Below are 17,142 nucleotides of genomic sequence, written 5' to 3'. Positions count from 1 at the left end.
CGTGTCGACATGTCAATGCCGGGGCGCCAGTCGGTCCCGCTGGACGAACCGAATGCCCAGCGGCGCCGTCGCACTGTGCACCACCAGACTCAGTGTCACGGTCACCACCACGGTCTGGGTGATGAGGTCAATCTGTTCGATGGCGCCTTCCTTGACCACAAGTAACCCGAGCACCACGGTGCCGATGCCACGCGGGCCGAACCACCCGATGAACAGTCGGCTGCGCACGGGCATCTCGGTGCGCAGCAGCGCCAGCCATACCGCGACCACCCGGACCACGAACACCGCCGTCACGGCGAACAGCACCACTCGCCAGTCGGCCTCGCGCCAAGCGATGATCATCGCGGCCCCACCGAAGAGCGCGAACACCAACAACTCCAGGAGATGCCCGGCGGCATCCGGCACCTGGTGCGGCACCTCCGCGCCGCTTCGCTGCGCCAGCGCCGCAAAAGCCAGACCGCCGGCAAAGGCGGCGACGAAACCGCTGCCGTGGAACATCTCCCCCACCTGGAAGCACAGCAGCGCCAGTGCCAGCGTCGCCAACTGCGCCCAGATCTCACTGATCCAGCCCCGTCGGTAGGAGCTGGCCACGGCCAGGCCGCCGAGCAATCCGACCAGTGCACCTGCCCCCAACGACAGGAACTCCGCCTTGATCAGGAACCAGCCCCATCCGGGGGTGTCGGCCTCGGAACGATCTGTCGCCAGGGCCAATCCGGCGAACAGGGCAGCGAGTGCGAATCCGTCGTAGCAGCCGCTTTCCATCGACATTGCATGGCGGACGGATTCCGGGATCCGGCGGTCCTCCAGTAGCGCCTCGATCAGAGCCACCTCGGACGGCGCGACGATCGCTGCCAGGCACACGGCCTCCCACACCGGCATGACCGGCAGGATCAACAACGCGGTGACTGTGCCCATGACCAAAGTCAGTGGAATTCCCACGAGGATCAACCGGAGGCTGAAGTGGCCGCGCCGCAGCACGTTGCGCAGGTCCAGTTCCGCTGCCTGATTGAACAGGATCACGGTCAGCGCCAACTGCGCCAGGATGGTGAATGTACCTGCGTCGTAATCGACTTCGATGACATTCAGGCCGAACGGACCGAGTCCGAGGCCGGCGACCACGAAGATCAAGGCTGGCGCGACGTACCACTTGACCACGATTCCGGACACCACTGCGTACGCCAGCACCAGCAGTGTCAGGGCGAAGGCGGATTCGGCCGTCATGGCATGTCTTGTAGCACGCGCGCCGGCGGACCGTTGTCCCGGCCACCGTAGTTGCTGCCGGGGACGCGTGGTCCCAGGAGATCACTGACGGTGACGAGGTGATACCCGTTGGCGCGCAACACCGGCAGGAACTGCGCCACCAGGTCGACGGTGGAGGCGAAGGTGTCGTGCAGCAGCACCACCGAGCCGGGTCTGATCTGTTCCATCAGGATTGCGCGTGACGCCGCGATGTCGGTGTCGTTGATCCAGTCATAGGGCACCACGTCCCAGTTGATCGCCGCCATCCCCTGGCGCCCGACCTCGGCCAGGACCGCGTCGTTGATCATCCCGAAACCGGGTCGCATCACAGCGGGCCGCACGCCGGTCGCCTGCACCAGCGCGTCGGTGGTCGAACTCAGCTGCGCGGCGACCTCGGCTGCGGGAAGGGTCGTCAGGTCGGGATGGCTCCAGGTGTGATTGCCGATCTCCATCCCCGCATCGGCAATTCTCTTGGCTGCCAAAGGATCTGCGGCCACCTTGTCACCCACCAGGAAGAAGGTGGCCCGGGCGTCGTCAGCAGCCAGCACCTGAAGCAGTCGGTCGGTGTACGGGCCGGGCCCGTCATCGAACGTCAGCGCCACACATTTGTGCACCGAACAGTCGACGTCGTCCGCCGCAGCCGTCGGGGCCAGCCACAGCATCACCGCCAGCAGAACCACGAGGGATTTGGGCGTGATTCCAACCGCTGAGCGACCGGAATCACGCCCAAATCGCAGACTCACGGCAGCGCGCCGGGGCTGATCTCCTCCAGCATCTCGGTGACCAGGGCGGCGATCGGCGACCGCTCGCTGCGCAGCAGGGTGATGTGCGCGAACAGCGGGTGCCCCTTCAGCTTCTCGATCACCGCGGCCACACCGTCGTGCCGGCCCACCCGCAGGTTGTCGCGCTGGGCCACGTCGTGGGTGAGCACCACCCGCGAACCACTGCCCAGGCGGGAGAGCACGGTCAGCAGCACGTTGCGCTCCAGCGACTGCGCTTCGTCGACGATCACAAACGAGTCGTGCAGTGACCGGCCGCGAATGTGGGTCAGCGGCAGCACTTCCAGCATGCCGCGGCTGAGCACCTCTTCGAGCACGGCCGGGCTGGCCAGACCCTCGAGGGTGTCGAAAACGGCCTGCGCCCAGGGCCCCATCTTGTCGCTCTCGCTGCCGGGCAGGTAGCCGAGATCCTGGCCGCCCACCGCGTACAGCGGCCGGAACACCACGACCTTGCGCTGGGTGCGGCGCTCGAGCACCGCCTCCAGGCCCGCGCACAGCGCCAGAGCCGACTTGCCGGTACCCGCCTTGCCGCCGAGGGACACGATGCCCACCGACTCGTCGAGCAGCAGATCCAGTGCCACGCGCTGTTCGGCCGACCTTCCCCGGAGGCCGAACACTTCGCGGTCACCACGGACCAACTGCACACGCTTGTCGGGATTCACGCGGCCCAGCGCGCTGGAGCTGCCGCCCAGCAACCGAACGCCGGTGTGGCACGGCAGATCTCGCGCCGACTCCAGGTCGATCTCGCCGTCGGTGAACATGCTGTCGATGTCCTCGGCGGCCACGTCCAGTTCTGCCATCCCGGTCCAGCCCGAGGTCACCACGTCCTGGGCGTGGTACTCGTCGGCCGCCAGCCCCACCGCGCCGGCCTTGACGCGCAGCGGGATGTCCTTGCTGACCAAGGTGACGAGCTTGCCCTCAGCGGCCAGATTGGCTGCGCAGGTGAGGATACGGGCGTCGTTGGTCTCGGTCCGAAAACCCATCGGCAACACGCTGGGATCGCTGTGGTTCAGTTCGACTTGCAACGTGCCACCCTGTGTCCCAACAGGAATGGGCTGGTCGAGGCGTCCGTGCTCCAGTCGGAGATCGTCGAACATGCGCAGTGCCTGGCGGGCGAACCAGCCCAATTCATGGTGATGGCGTTTGGCTTCCAACTCGCTGATCACCACCAGCGGCACTATTACTTCATGTTCGGCAAACCTGGTGCAGGCCCAGGGATCCGAGAGCAAAACAGACGTGTCGAGCACGTACGTCCGAACCAGCGAATTTGTCACGTGGCGCTCCTCGACTCCGCGCGGCCCCGCGGAGATATTTCAGCGGGCGCTGCGGCACCAGGGCCGGGCCGGCCCTGCCGTAGTAGCTACGGGAGTACCGCCCGGATAGCGAAGCAAGTTGCTGGCCATCGAGTGCGACGCTACCCCCGTTGCGGGGATCTCGCTCAGCAGGCGCGCCGCACCTCAATATGGCTAGCGCGTTACGAATTCGGCCAGTTGGGGCTCGTCGCCCAGACCCAGCGCCACGATCTCGTCGGAGATCACCTGTCGCAGCTGGTCAGGACCGAAAATCCCGGAGTCGGCCACCAGCGCCCGCTTGTCGGCGTAGGCGTCGATGTCGGCGCCGGGCACCTGCAGCGCGGCAGCGCGAGCAGCAATGGCCCGGATGGTCTCGACGTCGTCGAACTCCAGGCACCACCGCACCAGGTTGGAGAAGAACAGCTCGTGACGTTCCTCGTCGATCGCAATTTTCTCGACCATGCCCTTGAGCACCGGGTCCTCGATCTGCTCGGCCAGCCGGCGACAGAACACAGCGTGTTCGCGCTCGAACAGCGCCATGAACACCAGGGTCTCGATCTGGCTGAACTGGTCGGCCCGGTAGCCCTTCATGACGTGCTCGACGCGCACATCCTCGTTGGCGGTGGGATCGCAGTTGCGGGTGACCACCAGGTAGTTGCGGAGCACCACGGCGTGCAGGTGCTCCTCGGCGGTCCACCGGCCCAGCCAGCGGCCCCACTTCCACTCCAGGATGAAGTGCTCGACGAGTTCGCGGTGGTAGGCGGCGAGGTTGTCCTTGGTGATGAGCAGGATCTCGAGGGCGTCGACGATGTGCTTGGGTAGCGTGACCTCGGATTGGTCCCAGTCGGTGCCACCGAGGAACGCGAAGTTCTTGCCCTGGTCGAAGGGCACGTAGTCGTGGGCGAACCACTCATGGGCGGAGTCGACGTGTCGCTGGTAGTTCTCCGCAACAACCGGCTCGAGCTCCAGCGTCAGGGTGTTGGCGACAGGTGTTTCAGCCATGAGTTAACCGTAACCCGAGTTAACACTTTCCCTGAAATCGCAGCCAGCGTGTCTGACGAACTGAGGACTTAGGTCCCTGAATTCGGGGCGGGGGGACGGACCACCGACACTACGTCGTCGACGGTCTTGCGGGACTGGCGCATCAACTCCTCCGACGAGGCAGCCACGTCGGCTGCGATGCCGCCGGACTGCAACGGACGAAGATCGGCGGTGAACCCCACGCCTCCCGATCCCGACGGCGACGACGTCTCGGCGGCGGTGTCCGACCGGCCCGAGACCACGGAGGTGCGGATGTCATTCGGGGTGAACGCCCACTTCACGGGGGTTCGCTCCACCGGAGGGGTTGGTGCCACCGGGGTGACGACGGAGGTCACGGGGGCGACGGTCTCGGGCGCCGGAACCGGGCGGATCAGCGTTTCGACAGCGGCAGGCGGCGGCGGTAACGGCTCGTCGGCCGCGGACACACCGACGACCACCTGAGTATCCGGTTCCGGGGTCACAACCGAGACGGCCCCGGCGCCGAGGGCAGCGCCGAACACGACGAATCCAGCGGTGAGATAGGGACGCATCGCACGAAGCACCTTCGGGTCCAGTTGAATCTAACTTCGAAGAGCGTACTGTCCCACGTGCGCCGATAGCGGCATACAGCAAATGATTCATCTCACACAAGAATGACGTAACTGCAAGCTAATTGACCGCGATGTCAATCAACGGCAAATTACAACTGCAGGCCCGGATACAGCGGGTTGGCGGCCAGCAGCTCGGACGCCGCAGCGTGCACCTTCGCCGCAACTCCGTCGGCGATGGAGTACTTCGCCTTCGAGGTTCCCTCCGGTTGAGTGTGGGAGAGGACCTCGACAACCAACTCCGCCACCCGGTCGAAGTCGTCGGCGCCGAAACCGCGGCTGGTCAGCGCGGGCGATCCGAACCGGATACCGCTGGTGTACCACGCGCCGTTCGGGTCGTTGGGGACGGCGTTGCGGTTGGTCACCACACCGGAGTCCAGCAGGGCGCTTTCGGCCTGGCGGCCGGTGAGGCCGAACGAGGTGACGTCCAGCAGCACGAGGTGGTTGTCGGTGCCGCCGGTGACCAACTTGGCGCCGCGCTTGAGGAACCCGTCGGCCAGCGCCTTGGCGTTGTCGGCCACCCGCTGCGCGTACACGGCGAACTCCGGCGCACGGGCCTCGGCCAGCGCCACGGCTTTGGCGGCCATCACATGTGACAGCGGACCGCCGAGCACCATCGGGCAGCCCTTGTCGACGAACGGGGCGAACTCCTCGGTGGCCAGCACCAGACCACCGCGCGGACCACGCAGCGACTTGTGTGTCGTCGTCGTCGTGATGTGCGCGTGCGGCACCGGGTTCTCGTCACCGGTGAAGACCTTGCCCGCCACCAGGCCGGCGAAGTGTGCCATGTCGACGAACAGGACCGCGCCCACCTCGTCGGCGATCTCACGCATCTTGGCGAAGTTCACCCGGCGCGGGTAGGCGGAGTAGCCGGCCACCAGCACAAGCGGCTTGAATTCGCGAGCAGCGGCGGCCACCGCGTCGTAGTCCAGCAGACCGGTCTCGGGGTCGGTGCCGTACTGGCGTTGGTGGAACATCTTGCCGGAGATGTTGGGCCGGAATCCGTGCGTGAGATGACCGCCGGTGTCCAGGGACATACCCAGCAGCCGCTGGTTGCCCAGCTTGGCCCGCAGGCTCTCCCAGTCCGCTTCCGACAGGTCGTTGACGTGCTTGGCGCCCAGGTCAGCCAGGCCCGGCGCTTCGACTTTGGCCGCCAGAATGGCCCAGTAGGCCACCAGGTTGGCGTCGATGCCGGAGTGCGGTTGTGCGTAGGCGTACGGGGCCCCGAACAGCTCACGGGCGTGTTCGGCGGCCAGCGCCTCCACGGTGTCGACGTTCTGGCAGGCCGCGTAGAACCGGTGCCCGACGGTGCCCTCGGCGTACTTGTCGGAGAACCAGGTGCCCATGGTCAGCAGCACCGCAGGCGAGGCATAGTTCTCGCTGGCTATGAGCTTCAGCGAATCACGTTGATCGGCAAGCTCTTTGCGGGTGGCGTCGGCAACCCGGGGTTCGACGGACTCGATGACGCGCAGCGCGGCCTGGTATGCCTCGCTGGCGGTGGCGGCGTAGTCGGCCCCCGGGGCCACGTACGAATCGGACTCGACACTCATGCCGCCCAGCCTATCCCGCGGGAGAAGCCGCTAGTCACGCCGCTCGCAGGCTGGACGGGATCAGCGGTTCGTCGAGCAACCGGGTGAACTGTGCGCTCAGGCTCACCTCGGCGGGCCGGGCGTCCAGCCAGCCCCGCAACAGCCGGTAACCCTCGATGTAGGTGCTGGTGTAGGCACGCCACAGCGGTGAGGACAGGAAGCGCAGCGCCTGGCGGGCGCGGGCGTCGTTGACCAGCAGCCAGCGCTGCAAGAAGGCGGCCACGTCGTCGGCGTCGCGGTGCTCGTCGTGCAGCATCAGCGCGGCGTCCTGGCGGACGTCGGCCAATTGCGCCGACGCCTCGGAGATGGCCTCGGCCCGCTCCCCGTCGAACGTCAACCCCAGGTCGGCGTAGATCTCCGTCGCCCATGCTCCCCACCCGGGCCCCACCGCCGCGTACAGCGCCAAGTCGGCCAGTCCTTCGGCCATCAGGCACTGCGGGGTGTTGACCAGGAAGATCGTCTGCTCCAGCTGCCCCTGCTTTTCCACCAGGCCCGCTTCTTTGCGGCAGTGCTCGGTGTGATGTCCGGGGTAGGACTCGTGTGCCACCAGCCGCGGCAAATTGGACATCTGCTGCTTGAGGTCGGCGTTGACCGCGACAGTGGAGCGGTAGTCGCCCTCGTAGTAGTTGAACCCGGACCACGGTTTGTCCGTGACGATCTCGTAGTTGATGGTCTCGCGGGCATCCAGCGGGAACTCGGCGCGCACCCGGTCGCGCAGCGCGCTGGAGAAGGCTTCGATGCATTCGCCGAGACGCTCCGGCGGGATCTCCTCCTTGGCGCGGTAGGCCTGCATGCGCTCCAGCAGTGAGCCGCTGCCGCCCAGGGCGGCGTCGAGCTTGGCGTGCGCCTCGCGGTAGCGGTCGGGGTCGCCTTTGCTGATGGAGACGTCGAAATAGTCACGCACCTCGTCGACGAAACCCACTGCCTCCCCGGCGAACTTCCGTCCCGCACAGTCCAGGGCCCGCAGGTGGGCGGCCAGATAATCGACGCGGGGACGTTCCAACGTGGTCTCGCCGAGTGCGCCGAGAAGATGGCGCGCCTGGCGGCTGAGGTCGGCCGGATCGGGGGCCGGCTCACGTGCCACGGCCTGACGCAGCGCCTGGTCGCCGGTGAAGGAGTCGACGTAACCCTCCTCGATGCGGTCGAATCGCAGACCCAGCAGCAGGTACTCACGGATCAGGGTGTCGGAGTCCATGTTCGACACGGTAGCGGCCACCTAACGTTCGTGCGCTCGCGGTAATGCGGTATGAACTACGCATGGCGCGCCTGAGCGAGCCGAGCCCCTACGTGGAGTTCGACCGGAGTCAATGGCGGGCGTTGCGTATGTCCACTCCGCTGAAGCTCACCGAGGAAGAAGTGGTGGGCCTGCGTGGCCTCGGTGAGCAGTTGGACCTGCTGGAGGTCGAAGAGGTTTATCTGCCGCTGGCCCGGTTGATCCATCTGCAGGTTGCCGCTCGGCAGCGGTTGTTCGCGGCTACGGCGGAGTTCCTCGGGGAGCCGCAGCAGAACCCGGACCGGCCGGTGCCTTTCATCATCGGCGTGGCGGGCAGCGTGGCAGTCGGCAAGTCGACCACCGCCCGTGTGCTGCAGGCACTGCTGGCCCGGTGGGGTCACCATCCGCGCGTCGATCTGGTGACCACTGACGGATTTCTGTACCCCAACCACGAGCTGACCCGGCGGAACCTGATGCATCGCAAAGGTTTTCCGGAGAGCTATGACCGTCGCGCCTTGATGCGGTTTGTCACCACGGTGAAGTCCGGCGCCGATCAGGTGTGCGCGCCGGTGTATTCACATCTGCTGTACGACATCGTGCCGGACGAGAAACACGTCATCCGGCACCCCGACATCCTCATTCTCGAGGGCCTCAACGTCCTGCAGACCGGGCCGACGCTGATGGTCAGCGACCTGTTCGACTTCTCCGTCTACGTCGACGCCCGCATCGAGGACATCGAGCAGTGGTACGTGTCTCGCTTCCTGGCGATGCGTGCGGGCGCATTCTCCGATCCGGCGTCGCATTTCCATCACTACGCCACACTGACCGACGAGCAGGCGCTGTTCGCCGCCCGCGACATCTGGCAATCGATCAACCGGCCCAATCTCATCGAGAACATCCTGCCCACCCGGCCGCGCGCCACGCTGGTGCTGCGCAAGGACGCCGACCACTCGATCAACCGCCTGCGCCTGCGCAAGTTGTGATTTGGGCGTGATTCCGGTCGCTCAGCGGTTGGAATCACGCCCAAATCCCAGAAAGAACGCGACGTAACCTCTTCCGTCGCGCAGAGATCAAGCCATACGCCTCACCCCCAGGAACTGGACGACGGCGAACGCCGTGGTGTACACGGCGCTGAACCACAGCGCGGCCACACCGAGGGTGGTGACGGGTAGGACGGCCGACGCCGCCAGCGCGCCGACCGTGCACACCAGGTTGGCAACCACCACACCGAGACCCGCGCTGCGCACCGATCGCAGCCCGGCCAGGCAATAGACCACCACGCCGTAGAGCACCAGCCCTGCGCCCACGACGTACTCCTGGGTGGGGGGGAATCCGGTCAGAGCTGCCAGGGGTTCAGCGAACGCGGCCAGCGCCACACCGCACAATCCGGTGAGCGTGGCATCCAGCCGCAGGGCGAGGCGCAGCAGGGAATCGGTCGGGGTGACAACGGCGGTCATGAGGGCTCCTCTTCATCGAAGGTTCGCCATCGATGCTGCTCAGAAGGCACTGCCAGGTCGACGCACGCCACTGCCAACTACTGCCAGATGCTCACCTGCGCGCGCAGATCGGCCGCAATCAACTTGGCTGCCGCGTTCTGCCAGTTGTGTAGCGAGCGCTGCGGAACCTCGGTCACCATCCACTGCCAGGCCTGCCGGGCGACGGGATCCAGCCCCGCTGCGGTGGCGCTCTGGGCATAGGCCCGCACTCCCGCCACGTACGGGAAGTACAGCGAGTTGTAATGCCGCCACTGCTCGCTGGTGCCGAAGTCGCCGCCGTCGCGGGGCTTGAGCGCGGCGATGCGGTCGGCCAGCACGGCCTTGAGTTCGGCGGCGCGCTCCAGCGGCTGATCCGCAGCGCCGCGGGCAGCCAACCGCTGGTCTATGACAGGCAGCGCGGTCAACGGGCTGGCGACGAGCTTGGACAGGTCGCCGTAGTGCCCCAGCGCGCGGCGGGTCAGCCGCGCAAAGGTCTCGTCATCCAGGTCCTCCAGCGGGTTTGCCGCCCGCAACGGCAGCGCCGCCTCGGTGCGTCGCAGCGCTGCCCGGTCCTTGCGCAGCTGCGGGCCGAATGCCATCCGGTCCAGCACCCCGGCCAACGGATCGGCCAGCACGGTGATGGTCAGAGCGACGGCCAAGGTGGTGAACAGCAGCACTGCCACCACCACTTGCGCCTCCGGGCCAGCCGCCGAAGACCGGATGACCGCCAGGCCGATCAACGCCTGCCCACCGAACACCGCCGCCACCAGCGCCGAGCCGACGAACGAGCGCAGCATGCCCGCCCGTAACGCCTGCCCCTCGTCGAAGGCATCCCACAGTGCAACGGCCACCCCCAGCAACAGGATGTCGAAACCCGTGGACGCCAAGGCAAGCCAACTCGGCAGCAGCCCCAGCGGGATCACCAGGATGGCGTTACCCAGCGCGAAGAACAACGTCGCGACGATCAGCACCCCGGTCACCGTCCCCGGGCGCTGCGGCCGAAGGAACACCCTGGCCATCGCCGCCAGCGACGACACCGAGATCACGGTGAACATCAACCAGTGCCCGGCCCGAAGCGGCCCGTCCACACCGCCGGCCAGCGCAGCACCCGCCAACGCCGACACCGCCACGGCAGCCACCAAGCCGAACTCTTTGACCCGCCATCGTTCGCCGGGCCGGGCCAACTCCAGCAGCACCGCGAACCAGGCCACACCGGGTAGTGCCACCAGGTAGATCTCGATCCGACCGAGCTGTTCGACACCGATCACCCGGATGGCATCCAACGCGACCACCACCGCGAAACTGCACAGCCCCAGCGCAGCGAGCACCAGCACGGGTTTACCCGGATCGCGAGCCAACAGATACATGCCCAACCACCAGCTCAACGCGAACACCGTTGCGGAGAGCGTGAGCATGGTCAGGCTCCGAAGCGCCGGTGCCGTTTGGTGTAGTCGCGCAGCGCGCGCAGGAAGTCGACCCGGCGGAACGCCGGCCAGTGCGCCTCGGTGAACCACATCTCCGAGTACGCGCTCTGCCACAACAGGAACCCCGACAGCCGCTGCTCGCCGGAGGTGCGGATGACGAGATCGGGGTCGGGCTGCCCGGAGGTGTACAGATTCTCCGAGATGGCCTCGACGGTCACAGCGTCGACGAGTTTGTCGGTGGCGGTGCCGTTGGCCAGCTCCTTGGACAGGAGGGAACGGACGGCATCGACGATTTCCTGCCGTCCGCCGTACCCGACTGCGACATTGACGTGGAACGCATGGGGTTCGACTGCGCCCACTGTGCTCTCCACCGCATCGCGCACGCGCCGGGCCGGCTCCTCCCCCAGCAGGGACAGGTCACCGACGGTGCGGACACTCCACCGGTTGGCGGGTGCACAGATCTCTTCGACGACGCCGGTGATGATCTCGATGAGCGCGGCCAGCTCGTCGTGGTCGCGCTGCAGGTTCTCGGTGGACAGCAGATACACCGTCGTCATCTCGATGCCGGCTTCCTGGCACCAGCGCAGCATCTCCGCGATCTTGGCCGCCCCCATCAGGTAGCCGTAGCTCACGTCGTCGTATCCGGCGTCGCGGGCCCACCGGCGGTTGCCGTCGCACAGCACCGCGATGTGGCGCGGCAGCTCGGACCGCGACCGCGTGAGCCCTTGGCGCAGCCGCATCTCGTACAGCCGGTACATCGGCTCTTTGAGGCGCGGAGGGATCAGGTCCATGGAGCTACCGGTTTCGTCGCTGTCGTCGGGAGTGCAGGTGCTTCGTCGGAAGTGCAGATGTAACTGTGCACCTACCAAAACTACGGCACCGGCGAGCCTTAATCCGCCGACCCTGAACATGAGACCGCCAGCTCGCAGTGCCGTGCCCACCGCCACAGCAGCGGGCCATGGAATCCGCCAGTGCCGCCGACTAATGTGGCGATCAGGCCAGGTCCGTCTCGGCCGCTATGGAGGTGACATGTCGGCATCGATCGGCACCGAAGATCCGCGGCGGCACTCCGCCGAGGATTTCCCCGAAGCCATTGCCGACGGTGTTGCAGAGATCCTCGGCAAACCACGCGCCCGCGGTTGGATCCATCTTTACTCCGCCGTCGTCGCAGTCTTCTGCGGTGCCGCGCTGGTGTCGGTGTCCTGGGCAGTGGAATCCACCCGAGCCGGGATAGCCACGCTGGTATACACCCTGACCATCGTTGCGATGTTCGCCGTGAGCGCCACCTACCACCGCGTGCACTGGCATTCCGCAGATGCCCGTAAGTGGATGAAGCGCGCCGATCATTCGATGATCTTCGTCTTCATCGCCGGTAGCTACACACCGTTTGCGGTGCTGGCGCTGCCGGAACAGGACGGCGTGATGCTGCTCTGGATCGTCTGGAGCGGAGCGCTGGCCGGAGTGGCCCTCAAGATGTTCTGGCCGTCGGCGCCGCGCTGGCTGGGTGTGCCCCTCTACATCCTGCTGGGCTGGGTGGCGGCCTGGTTCATCGGCCCGATCATGCACGGCGCCGGGGTGGCAGCGGTGGTGCTGCTGATCGTCGGCGGCGCGTTCTACAGCATCGGTGGTGTGCTGTACGCACTGAAATGGCCCAACCCGTGGCCGACGACGTTCGGGCACCACGAGTTCTTCCACGCGTGCACCGCCGTCGCCGCCATCTGCCACTACATCGCGATGTGGTTCGCCGTCTTCTGAGGACCTACAACTGCTTCATGTCCGACGGGCCCCAGTACGCCTTCATCGACGTGATCTCGCCGACCCCGTTGAATGTCATGACCTCGATGGGCTCTATGCGAATCTTGGTGTCTCCCATGGTCACGGTGATCGCAAAGACAAACGCCGCCTCGTGCCCGCCGACCCGCAACTGCAGCAACTCGGTGGCCACGTCGGCGTTGGCCGTCAACCCGTAGAACCCCGCGATGGCCTTCCTGCCGATGTGTACCTCGCCGCCACCCACCGGGTCCTCCACCGTGGCATCGTCGGCGTACAGGGCGGCGACGTCCTCGGCGGATCCCGTCACGACGGTGTCGAGATAACGCTGGACCAGGGCTGCGGGATCGAGGCTCATCTGCGGCACGCTACACGGACACACCCAGGGCGGCAGCGAGTTCCGCCTCCGAAGTGACCGCCCTGTGCCCACCTGCCTGGCCGCTTCGAGCGGCGTCGGGCCCGGCTCACAGGCCACAGCCCAGAGCAGTTGCCGGGATCGACCCTATTGACCGCCGGGCTCGCGCGGCGGGGCTGCGGAGTCGGCCTCCACGGTGCCCTCGTCAACGGCCTGATCGGCTTCGGGATGCTCAGGATCGAACGACTCGGGCAGCCGCTTGAGATGCCGGTTCATCGACCACACCAACGCGAAGGTGCCGATCAACAGCAGCACCACCACCAGCAGGCCGAACGGGCTGGCCTTGCCGAACTCGGGTCCGGTGTTGCGAGGCCCCTCCTCGGCCAGCCAGATCACGAGCTCGTTCACAGCGTGATCCCGGCGAACAGATCATCCTCGGGCAAGGTCACCGGCACCCGGGAACGAGCCAGCTCGTACTCCTCGGTGGGCCACAGCCGTTTCTGCCATTCCATGGGCGTCGTGAAGAAGAAGCTGTTGGGGTCGATCTGCGTGGCATGTGCCAACAGCGCCTTGTCGCGCTGCTCGAAGTAGTCGGAGCACTCGATGCGAGTGGTGACCCGCTTGGCCAGCAGATCGTCCTCGGGATCCCAGTTCTCCAGCCACTTGGCGAACGGACCCTCCTGGCCGTGGTTGGCGAACTCGTCCTGCAGCACCTGCATACGTTGCCGCAGGAAGCCGTGGTTGTAGTACAGCTTGGAGACATCCCACGGCCGGCCCGCGTCGGGATACAGGTAGAAATCGCCCGCCGCCTCGTAGGCCGCCACCGACACCTCATGGCAGCGGATGTGGTCCGGGTGTGGGTAGCCACCGTTCTCGTCGTAGGTGGTCATCACGTGCGGCTTGAACTCACGGATCAGCCGCACCAGCTTGCTCACCGGTTGTTCCAGCGGCACCAAGGCAAACGCGTCCTCGGGCAGCGGCGGCAACGGATCGCCCTCGGGCAGCCCGGAGTCGATGAAACCGAGCCACTCGTGCTCGACGCCCAGGATCTCGGCTGCCCGCGCCATCTCGTCACGGCGAATCTCATGGATGCGTCCATGCACGTCCGGCAGGTCCATCGCCGGGTTCAGGATGTCGCCGCGTTCGCCGCCGGTCAGCGAAACCACCATGACACGGTGGCCGGCGGCCGCGTACTTGGCCATCGTCGCGGCGCCCTTGGAGGACTCGTCGTCCGGATGCGCATGCACCGCCATCAGCCGCAGTTGGGTCACCGTTCGCCTTCGTCTCGCTGTTTGTCCGGGGGCCGATACGATCGGCACTCCTTCTTAATACTTCCATCCCGATCGTCGCATTCCATGGGTCGGGACCCGAAAGCACGGTGATCCACTGATGGCCGACGGCCAACTGCTCCGACCGGAAGACCGTTACGGGCGTCAGCGCATGTCACGGCGGTCCGGCCGCTGGCTGGCGGTCGTCCTGGCCGTGCTGGTGGTGACGATCGGCGCAGTCGCGGCGGTGATCGGCTATCAGCGGATCAACGAATCCGACGTCAAGGGCGAAATGGTGGCCTACCGACTGATCGACGATCAGACGGTGGAGGTGACCTTCAACGTCACCCGGTCAGACCCCGACCAAGCCGCCGTGTGCATCATCAGGGGCCGCTCCCGCGATGGCAGCGAGACGGGCAGGCGTGAGCTGCTGGTACCTCCGTCTTCCGACACGACTGTGCAGGTCACAGGTCTGGTGAAGACCAGCAGACCGCCCGCGGTCGGGGACGTCTACGGGTGCGGCACCAACGTCCCCGACTATCTGATCGCGCCCTGAACAAACCCAACTGCAGACGTCCAAAACATGAAAATCGGCCGGCCCGCCGGTGGTATGCTCGGTTGATACACGGTTCCTGCTGGGACCGTGTATTGCGTCTATAGCGCGTGCACCGTGGCTGTGGGATGGCAATACACGCGGCTACCGCTATCTTGGCAGCCTCTCCCGGCACCGGCCGTCACAGACTGCCCAACGCGGACATCGCGGACCACACACATGACAGGAGCGCGAGATGACTGATACCCAGGTGACTTGGCTCACTCAGGAGTCCTATGACCGGCTCAAGGCCGAACTGGACCAGCTGATCGCCAACCGGCCCGTCATCGCCGCCGAGATCAACGACCGCCGCGAAGAGGGTGACCTGCGTGAGAACGGCGGTTACCACGCCGCCCGCGAGCAGCAGGGCCAAGAAGAAGCGCGTATCCGGCAGCTGCAGGAGCTGCTGAACAACGCCAAGGTCGGCGAGGCTCCCAAGCAGTCCGGTATCGCGCTGCCGGGTTCCGTGGTCAAGGTCTACTACGACGGCGACGAATCGGACACCGAGACGTTCCTCATCGGCACTCGTGAGCAGGCCGTTCAGGACGGCAAGCTCGAGGTGTACTCGCCCAACTCACCGCTGGGCGGCGCCCTCATCGACGCCAAGGTCGGCGAGACCCGCACCTACACCGTGCCCAACGGCAACACGGTGAAGGTGACGCTGGTCAGCGCCGAGCCGTATCACGCCTAACGGCTCAGCGCCTGCTCCAGATCTCCGATCAGGTCGGCGATCTCCTCGATCCCGACCGACAACCGAACCAGATCCGCGGGAACCTCGAGCTGCGATCCTGCAGTGGAGGCGTGTGTCATGGCACCGGGGTGCTCGATCAACGATTCCACCCCACCCAGTGATTCCGCGAGGATGAAGATCTCGGTGCTGGCGCACAGGTCCCGCGCCGCGTCGATTCCGCCGCGCATGCGTACCGACACCATCCCGCCGAACCCAGTCATCTGCCTGGCTGCCACGTCATGGCCGGGGTGGCTGGACAGACCCGGGTACAAAACGGTGCTGACGGCTGGGTGCTCGTGCAGGAATTCTGCAACAGCGGAAGCGTTTTCGCTGTGCCGCTGCATTCGCAGGGCCAGGGTCTTGAGCCCACGCATGGTCAGGTAAGCGTCAAAGGGCCCCGGAACGGCTCCGGCTCCGTTCTGCAGAAACGCAAAGTCTGCGTCGAGTTCCTCGGAGTTGGTCACCAACGCGCCGCCCACCACGTCGGAGTGCCCGCCGATGTACTTGGTGGTGGAATGCAACACGATGTCGGCGCCGAGATTCAGCGGTTGCTGCAGAGCAGGTGAGGCAAAGGTGTTGTCCACCAACACCTTTGCCTTCACGCCCGCGGCCACGTCGACGATCCCGGCGATATCGGCGATGGACAGCAACGGGTTGGTGGGCGTCTCCACCCAGATCAGTTTTGTGTTCGGGGCGCAGGCGGCTCGGACGGCGTCGAGATCACCCAGTGGCACCGGGGTGTGCGTGACGCCCCAATGGGCGAAGACCTTGTCGATCAGCCGGAAGGTGCCACCGTAGGCGTCGTCGGGAATGACGATGTGATCACCCGGGCGCAGCACGGCGCGCAGTGCGCAGTCGGTGGCCGCCATGCCGGAACTGAACGCCCGACCGTAGGTGCCGTCCTCGACGGCGGCCAGCGACGCCTCGAGAGCCTGGCGGGTCGGATTGCCTGTGCGTGCGTATTCGAACCCGCCCCGCAGGCCACCCACGCCGTCCTGGGCGAAGGTCGAACTGGCGTAGATGGGTGCGTTGACGGCCCCGGTGGCGGGGTCGGGGCGGTAGCCGGCGTGGATGGCCTTGGTGGCCAGCCCCTGCCAGCGGTGGGCGTCGGCCTTGCTGCGCTGCTCGCTCATTTGACCGAGCGTAATCAACGCAGCAAGGCCGGATCCCGCAGGGACCTCTTTACTGACCGGGCTGGCTGGGCACGCAGACAGTGGTCATGATCTTGTCGGCGAAGGTCTGCCGCTTACCGTCCCACAGCGGCCACAGGTAACCGAGATAGCACACCAGGCCGTCGACCACGTGCGCGATCTGCCGCACGATGGAGAGCCCGAATCCGATGGGCTGCCAGGTCTTCTCACTGACAACCTTGAACTTCATCACCGACTTGCCGATGGTGGAGCCGGTGGTGCCCTGACGGTAGCCGTAGTTCCAGATCACGAAGGCCAGCGCTGCCAGGCTCACCACCGCGAGGATGATGATGCCCACGGCCGACGGTTCGGACGTGCAGTACGCGCTGTAGCCGTCGGAGGTGTCGGTGGTGCACTGATTCTCACCGGTGGCGATGGCAATGCCCTGGGCGATGCCGACGGGGACCGCCACGATCACCCAGTCGATCAGCCACGCCAGCACGCGGGTGAACCACGGGGTGTAGGCCTCCTTCGGCAAAACCGGAGGGACCCCGGGCGGCGGTCCGTAGCCGGCACCCGGCGGTGGTGGCGGCGGGTAGTTACCCGGCGGCGGGGGCGGGTAATTCCCGGGCGGAGGCGGGGGCGGATATTCGGTCAT

General features: G+C 66.3%; 19 protein-coding genes. 4 read left to right on the top strand and 15 right to left on the bottom strand.

Going from position 1 to position 17,142, the window contains the following annotated elements; all coding sequences use genetic code 11:
• Positions 1-12: 12 nt before the first annotated feature.
• From BVC93_RS17805 to BVC93_RS17775, 7 genes are all read right to left on the bottom strand, one after another.
• Positions 13-1,221: a cation:proton antiporter domain-containing protein gene (locus tag BVC93_RS17805; protein WP_083738635.1), complete on the bottom strand. Its 1,209-nt coding sequence runs from the start codon at positions 1,219-1,221 to the stop codon at positions 13-15.
• On the bottom strand, positions 1,218-1,901 hold the full coding sequence (locus BVC93_RS17800; protein WP_083741125.1) for a polysaccharide deacetylase family protein: 684 nt from the start codon (positions 1,899-1,901) through the stop codon (positions 1,218-1,220). The genes BVC93_RS17805 and BVC93_RS17800 overlap by 4 nt, the downstream gene beginning before the upstream one ends.
• Positions 1,902-1,978: 77 nt before the next feature.
• Positions 1,979-3,292, bottom strand: coding sequence for a PhoH family protein (locus BVC93_RS17795; RefSeq protein WP_083738634.1), 1,314 nt, complete (start codon positions 3,290-3,292; stop codon positions 1,979-1,981).
• Between the two features lie 192 nt (positions 3,293-3,484).
• Positions 3,485-4,312, bottom strand: a complete 828-nt coding sequence (locus BVC93_RS17790) for an acyl-ACP desaturase (protein WP_083738633.1) — start codon at positions 4,310-4,312, stop codon at positions 3,485-3,487.
• 68 nt (positions 4,313-4,380) lie between these two features.
• Positions 4,381-4,881, bottom strand: a complete 501-nt coding sequence (locus tag BVC93_RS17785; protein WP_083738632.1) for a hypothetical protein — start codon at positions 4,879-4,881, stop codon at positions 4,381-4,383.
• 149 nt (positions 4,882-5,030) lie between these two features.
• On the bottom strand, positions 5,031-6,488 hold the full coding sequence (locus BVC93_RS17780) for a glycine hydroxymethyltransferase (protein ID WP_083738631.1): 1,458 nt from the start codon (positions 6,486-6,488) through the stop codon (positions 5,031-5,033).
• Positions 6,489-6,522: 34 nt separating this feature from the next.
• A complete protein-coding gene (locus BVC93_RS17775) occupies positions 6,523-7,722 on the bottom strand; it encodes a DUF885 domain-containing protein (RefSeq protein ID WP_083738630.1) in 1,200 nt (399 codons plus the stop codon).
• A gap of 62 nt (positions 7,723-7,784) precedes the next feature.
• Between BVC93_RS17775 and coaA the strand changes: the two genes are divergently transcribed.
• A complete protein-coding gene (gene coaA / locus BVC93_RS17770) occupies positions 7,785-8,723 on the top strand; it encodes a type I pantothenate kinase (RefSeq protein ID WP_083738629.1) in 939 nt (312 codons plus the stop codon).
• A gap of 87 nt (positions 8,724-8,810) precedes the next feature.
• Here coaA and BVC93_RS17765 read toward each other — a convergent pair whose 3' ends face one another.
• From BVC93_RS17765 to BVC93_RS17755, 3 genes are all read right to left on the bottom strand, one after another.
• Positions 8,811-9,197 carry a hypothetical protein gene (locus BVC93_RS17765; protein WP_083738628.1) on the bottom strand — a complete coding sequence of 129 codons (387 nt, stop codon included), beginning with the start codon at positions 9,195-9,197 and terminating at the stop codon, positions 8,811-8,813.
• A gap of 77 nt (positions 9,198-9,274) precedes the next feature.
• Positions 9,275-10,630 carry a hypothetical protein gene (locus tag BVC93_RS17760; protein WP_083738627.1) on the bottom strand — a complete coding sequence of 452 codons (1,356 nt, stop codon included), beginning with the start codon at positions 10,628-10,630 and terminating at the stop codon, positions 9,275-9,277.
• A gap of 2 nt (positions 10,631-10,632) precedes the next feature.
• Positions 10,633-11,430 carry a (2Z,6E)-farnesyl diphosphate synthase gene (locus BVC93_RS17755; RefSeq protein WP_083738626.1) on the bottom strand — a complete coding sequence of 266 codons (798 nt, stop codon included), beginning with the start codon at positions 11,428-11,430 and terminating at the stop codon, positions 10,633-10,635.
• 238 nt (positions 11,431-11,668) lie between these two features.
• Here BVC93_RS17755 and trhA point away from each other — a divergent pair, with 238 nt between their 5' ends.
• Entirely contained in the window at positions 11,669-12,394 is a 726-nt protein-coding gene (gene trhA / locus BVC93_RS17750) for a PAQR family membrane homeostasis protein TrhA (RefSeq protein WP_083741124.1), read from the top strand.
• A 4-nt stretch (positions 12,395-12,398) separates the two neighbouring features.
• Here trhA and BVC93_RS17745 read toward each other — a convergent pair whose 3' ends face one another.
• The 3 genes from BVC93_RS17745 to mca form a co-directional block, all read right to left on the bottom strand.
• Entirely contained in the window at positions 12,399-12,767 is a 369-nt protein-coding gene (locus tag BVC93_RS17745; RefSeq protein ID WP_083738625.1) for a nuclear transport factor 2 family protein, read from the bottom strand.
• A gap of 144 nt (positions 12,768-12,911) precedes the next feature.
• Positions 12,912-13,172 (bottom strand): hypothetical protein, encoded by a 261-nt coding sequence (locus BVC93_RS17740; protein WP_083738624.1) that lies wholly within the window; start codon positions 13,170-13,172, stop codon positions 12,912-12,914.
• The gene (gene mca, locus BVC93_RS17735; RefSeq protein WP_083738623.1) at positions 13,169-14,035 is read right to left on the bottom strand and encodes a mycothiol conjugate amidase Mca; all 867 of its coding nucleotides are present in this window, start codon (positions 14,033-14,035) and stop codon (positions 13,169-13,171) included. Before mca ends, BVC93_RS17740 begins: the two co-directional genes overlap by 4 nt.
• A 118-nt stretch (positions 14,036-14,153) precedes the next feature.
• Here mca and BVC93_RS17730 point away from each other — a divergent pair, with 118 nt between their 5' ends.
• Both BVC93_RS17730 and greA read left to right on the top strand, forming a co-directional pair.
• The gene (locus BVC93_RS17730) at positions 14,154-14,588 is read left to right on the top strand and encodes a DUF4307 domain-containing protein (protein WP_083738622.1); all 435 of its coding nucleotides are present in this window, start codon (positions 14,154-14,156) and stop codon (positions 14,586-14,588) included.
• 232 nt (positions 14,589-14,820) lie between these two features.
• Positions 14,821-15,315, top strand: a complete 495-nt coding sequence (greA, locus tag BVC93_RS17725) for a transcription elongation factor GreA (RefSeq protein ID WP_083738621.1) — start codon at positions 14,821-14,823, stop codon at positions 15,313-15,315.
• Here greA and BVC93_RS17720 read toward each other — a convergent pair.
• Positions 15,312-16,487 carry a cystathionine gamma-synthase gene (locus BVC93_RS17720; RefSeq protein ID WP_083738620.1) on the bottom strand — a complete coding sequence of 392 codons (1,176 nt, stop codon included), beginning with the start codon at positions 16,485-16,487 and terminating at the stop codon, positions 15,312-15,314. The two genes, greA and BVC93_RS17720, sit on opposite strands and share 4 nt — an antisense overlap.
• Positions 16,488-16,536: 49 nt before the next feature.
• Entirely contained in the window at positions 16,537-17,142 is a 606-nt protein-coding gene (locus BVC93_RS17715) for an RDD family protein (protein WP_083738619.1), read from the bottom strand.

It is taken from the genome of Mycobacterium sp. MS1601, from assembly GCF_001984215.1.
Lineage (GTDB): Bacteria > Actinomycetota > Actinomycetes > Mycobacteriales > Mycobacteriaceae > Mycobacterium.
Note: the sequence above shows the minus strand (reverse complement) of the source record. Positions and strands in the feature narration are given on the sequence as shown.

Excerpts from the sequence above, each read along its gene's own strand:
- BVC93_RS17805 (WP_083738635.1), bottom strand. The coding sequence starts at position 1,221 with ATGACGGCCGAATCCGCCTTCGCCCTGACACTGCTGGTGCTGGCGTAC.
- BVC93_RS17800 (WP_083741125.1), bottom strand. The coding sequence starts at position 1,901 with ATGCTGTGGCTGGCCCCGACGGCTGCGGCGGACGACGTCGACTGTTCG.
- BVC93_RS17790 (WP_083738633.1), bottom strand. The coding sequence starts at position 4,312 with ATGGCTGAAACACCTGTCGCCAACACCCTGACGCTGGAGCTCGAGCCG.
- BVC93_RS17785 (WP_083738632.1), bottom strand. The coding sequence starts at position 4,881 with ATGCGTCCCTATCTCACCGCTGGATTCGTCGTGTTCGGCGCTGCCCTC.
- BVC93_RS17780 (WP_083738631.1), bottom strand. The coding sequence starts at position 6,488 with ATGAGTGTCGAGTCCGATTCGTACGTGGCCCCGGGGGCCGACTACGCC.
- BVC93_RS17775 (WP_083738630.1), bottom strand. The coding sequence starts at position 7,722 with ATGGACTCCGACACCCTGATCCGTGAGTACCTGCTGCTGGGTCTGCGA.
- coaA (WP_083738629.1), top strand. The coding sequence starts at position 7,785 with ATGGCGCGCCTGAGCGAGCCGAGCCCCTACGTGGAGTTCGACCGGAGT.
- BVC93_RS17765 (WP_083738628.1), bottom strand. The coding sequence starts at position 9,197 with ATGACCGCCGTTGTCACCCCGACCGATTCCCTGCTGCGCCTCGCCCTG.
- BVC93_RS17760 (WP_083738627.1), bottom strand. The coding sequence starts at position 10,630 with ATGCTCACGCTCTCCGCAACGGTGTTCGCGTTGAGCTGGTGGTTGGGC.
- BVC93_RS17755 (WP_083738626.1), bottom strand. The coding sequence starts at position 11,430 with ATGGACCTGATCCCTCCGCGCCTCAAAGAGCCGATGTACCGGCTGTAC.
- trhA (WP_083741124.1), top strand. The coding sequence starts at position 11,669 with ATGTCGGCATCGATCGGCACCGAAGATCCGCGGCGGCACTCCGCCGAG.
- BVC93_RS17745 (WP_083738625.1), bottom strand. The coding sequence starts at position 12,767 with ATGAGCCTCGATCCCGCAGCCCTGGTCCAGCGTTATCTCGACACCGTC.
- BVC93_RS17730 (WP_083738622.1), top strand. The coding sequence starts at position 14,154 with ATGGCCGACGGCCAACTGCTCCGACCGGAAGACCGTTACGGGCGTCAG.
- greA (WP_083738621.1), top strand. The coding sequence starts at position 14,821 with ATGACTGATACCCAGGTGACTTGGCTCACTCAGGAGTCCTATGACCGG.
- BVC93_RS17720 (WP_083738620.1), bottom strand. The coding sequence starts at position 16,487 with ATGAGCGAGCAGCGCAGCAAGGCCGACGCCCACCGCTGGCAGGGGCTG.
- BVC93_RS17715 (WP_083738619.1), bottom strand. The coding sequence starts at position 17,142 with ATGACCGAATATCCGCCCCCGCCTCCGCCCGGGAATTACCCGCCCCCG.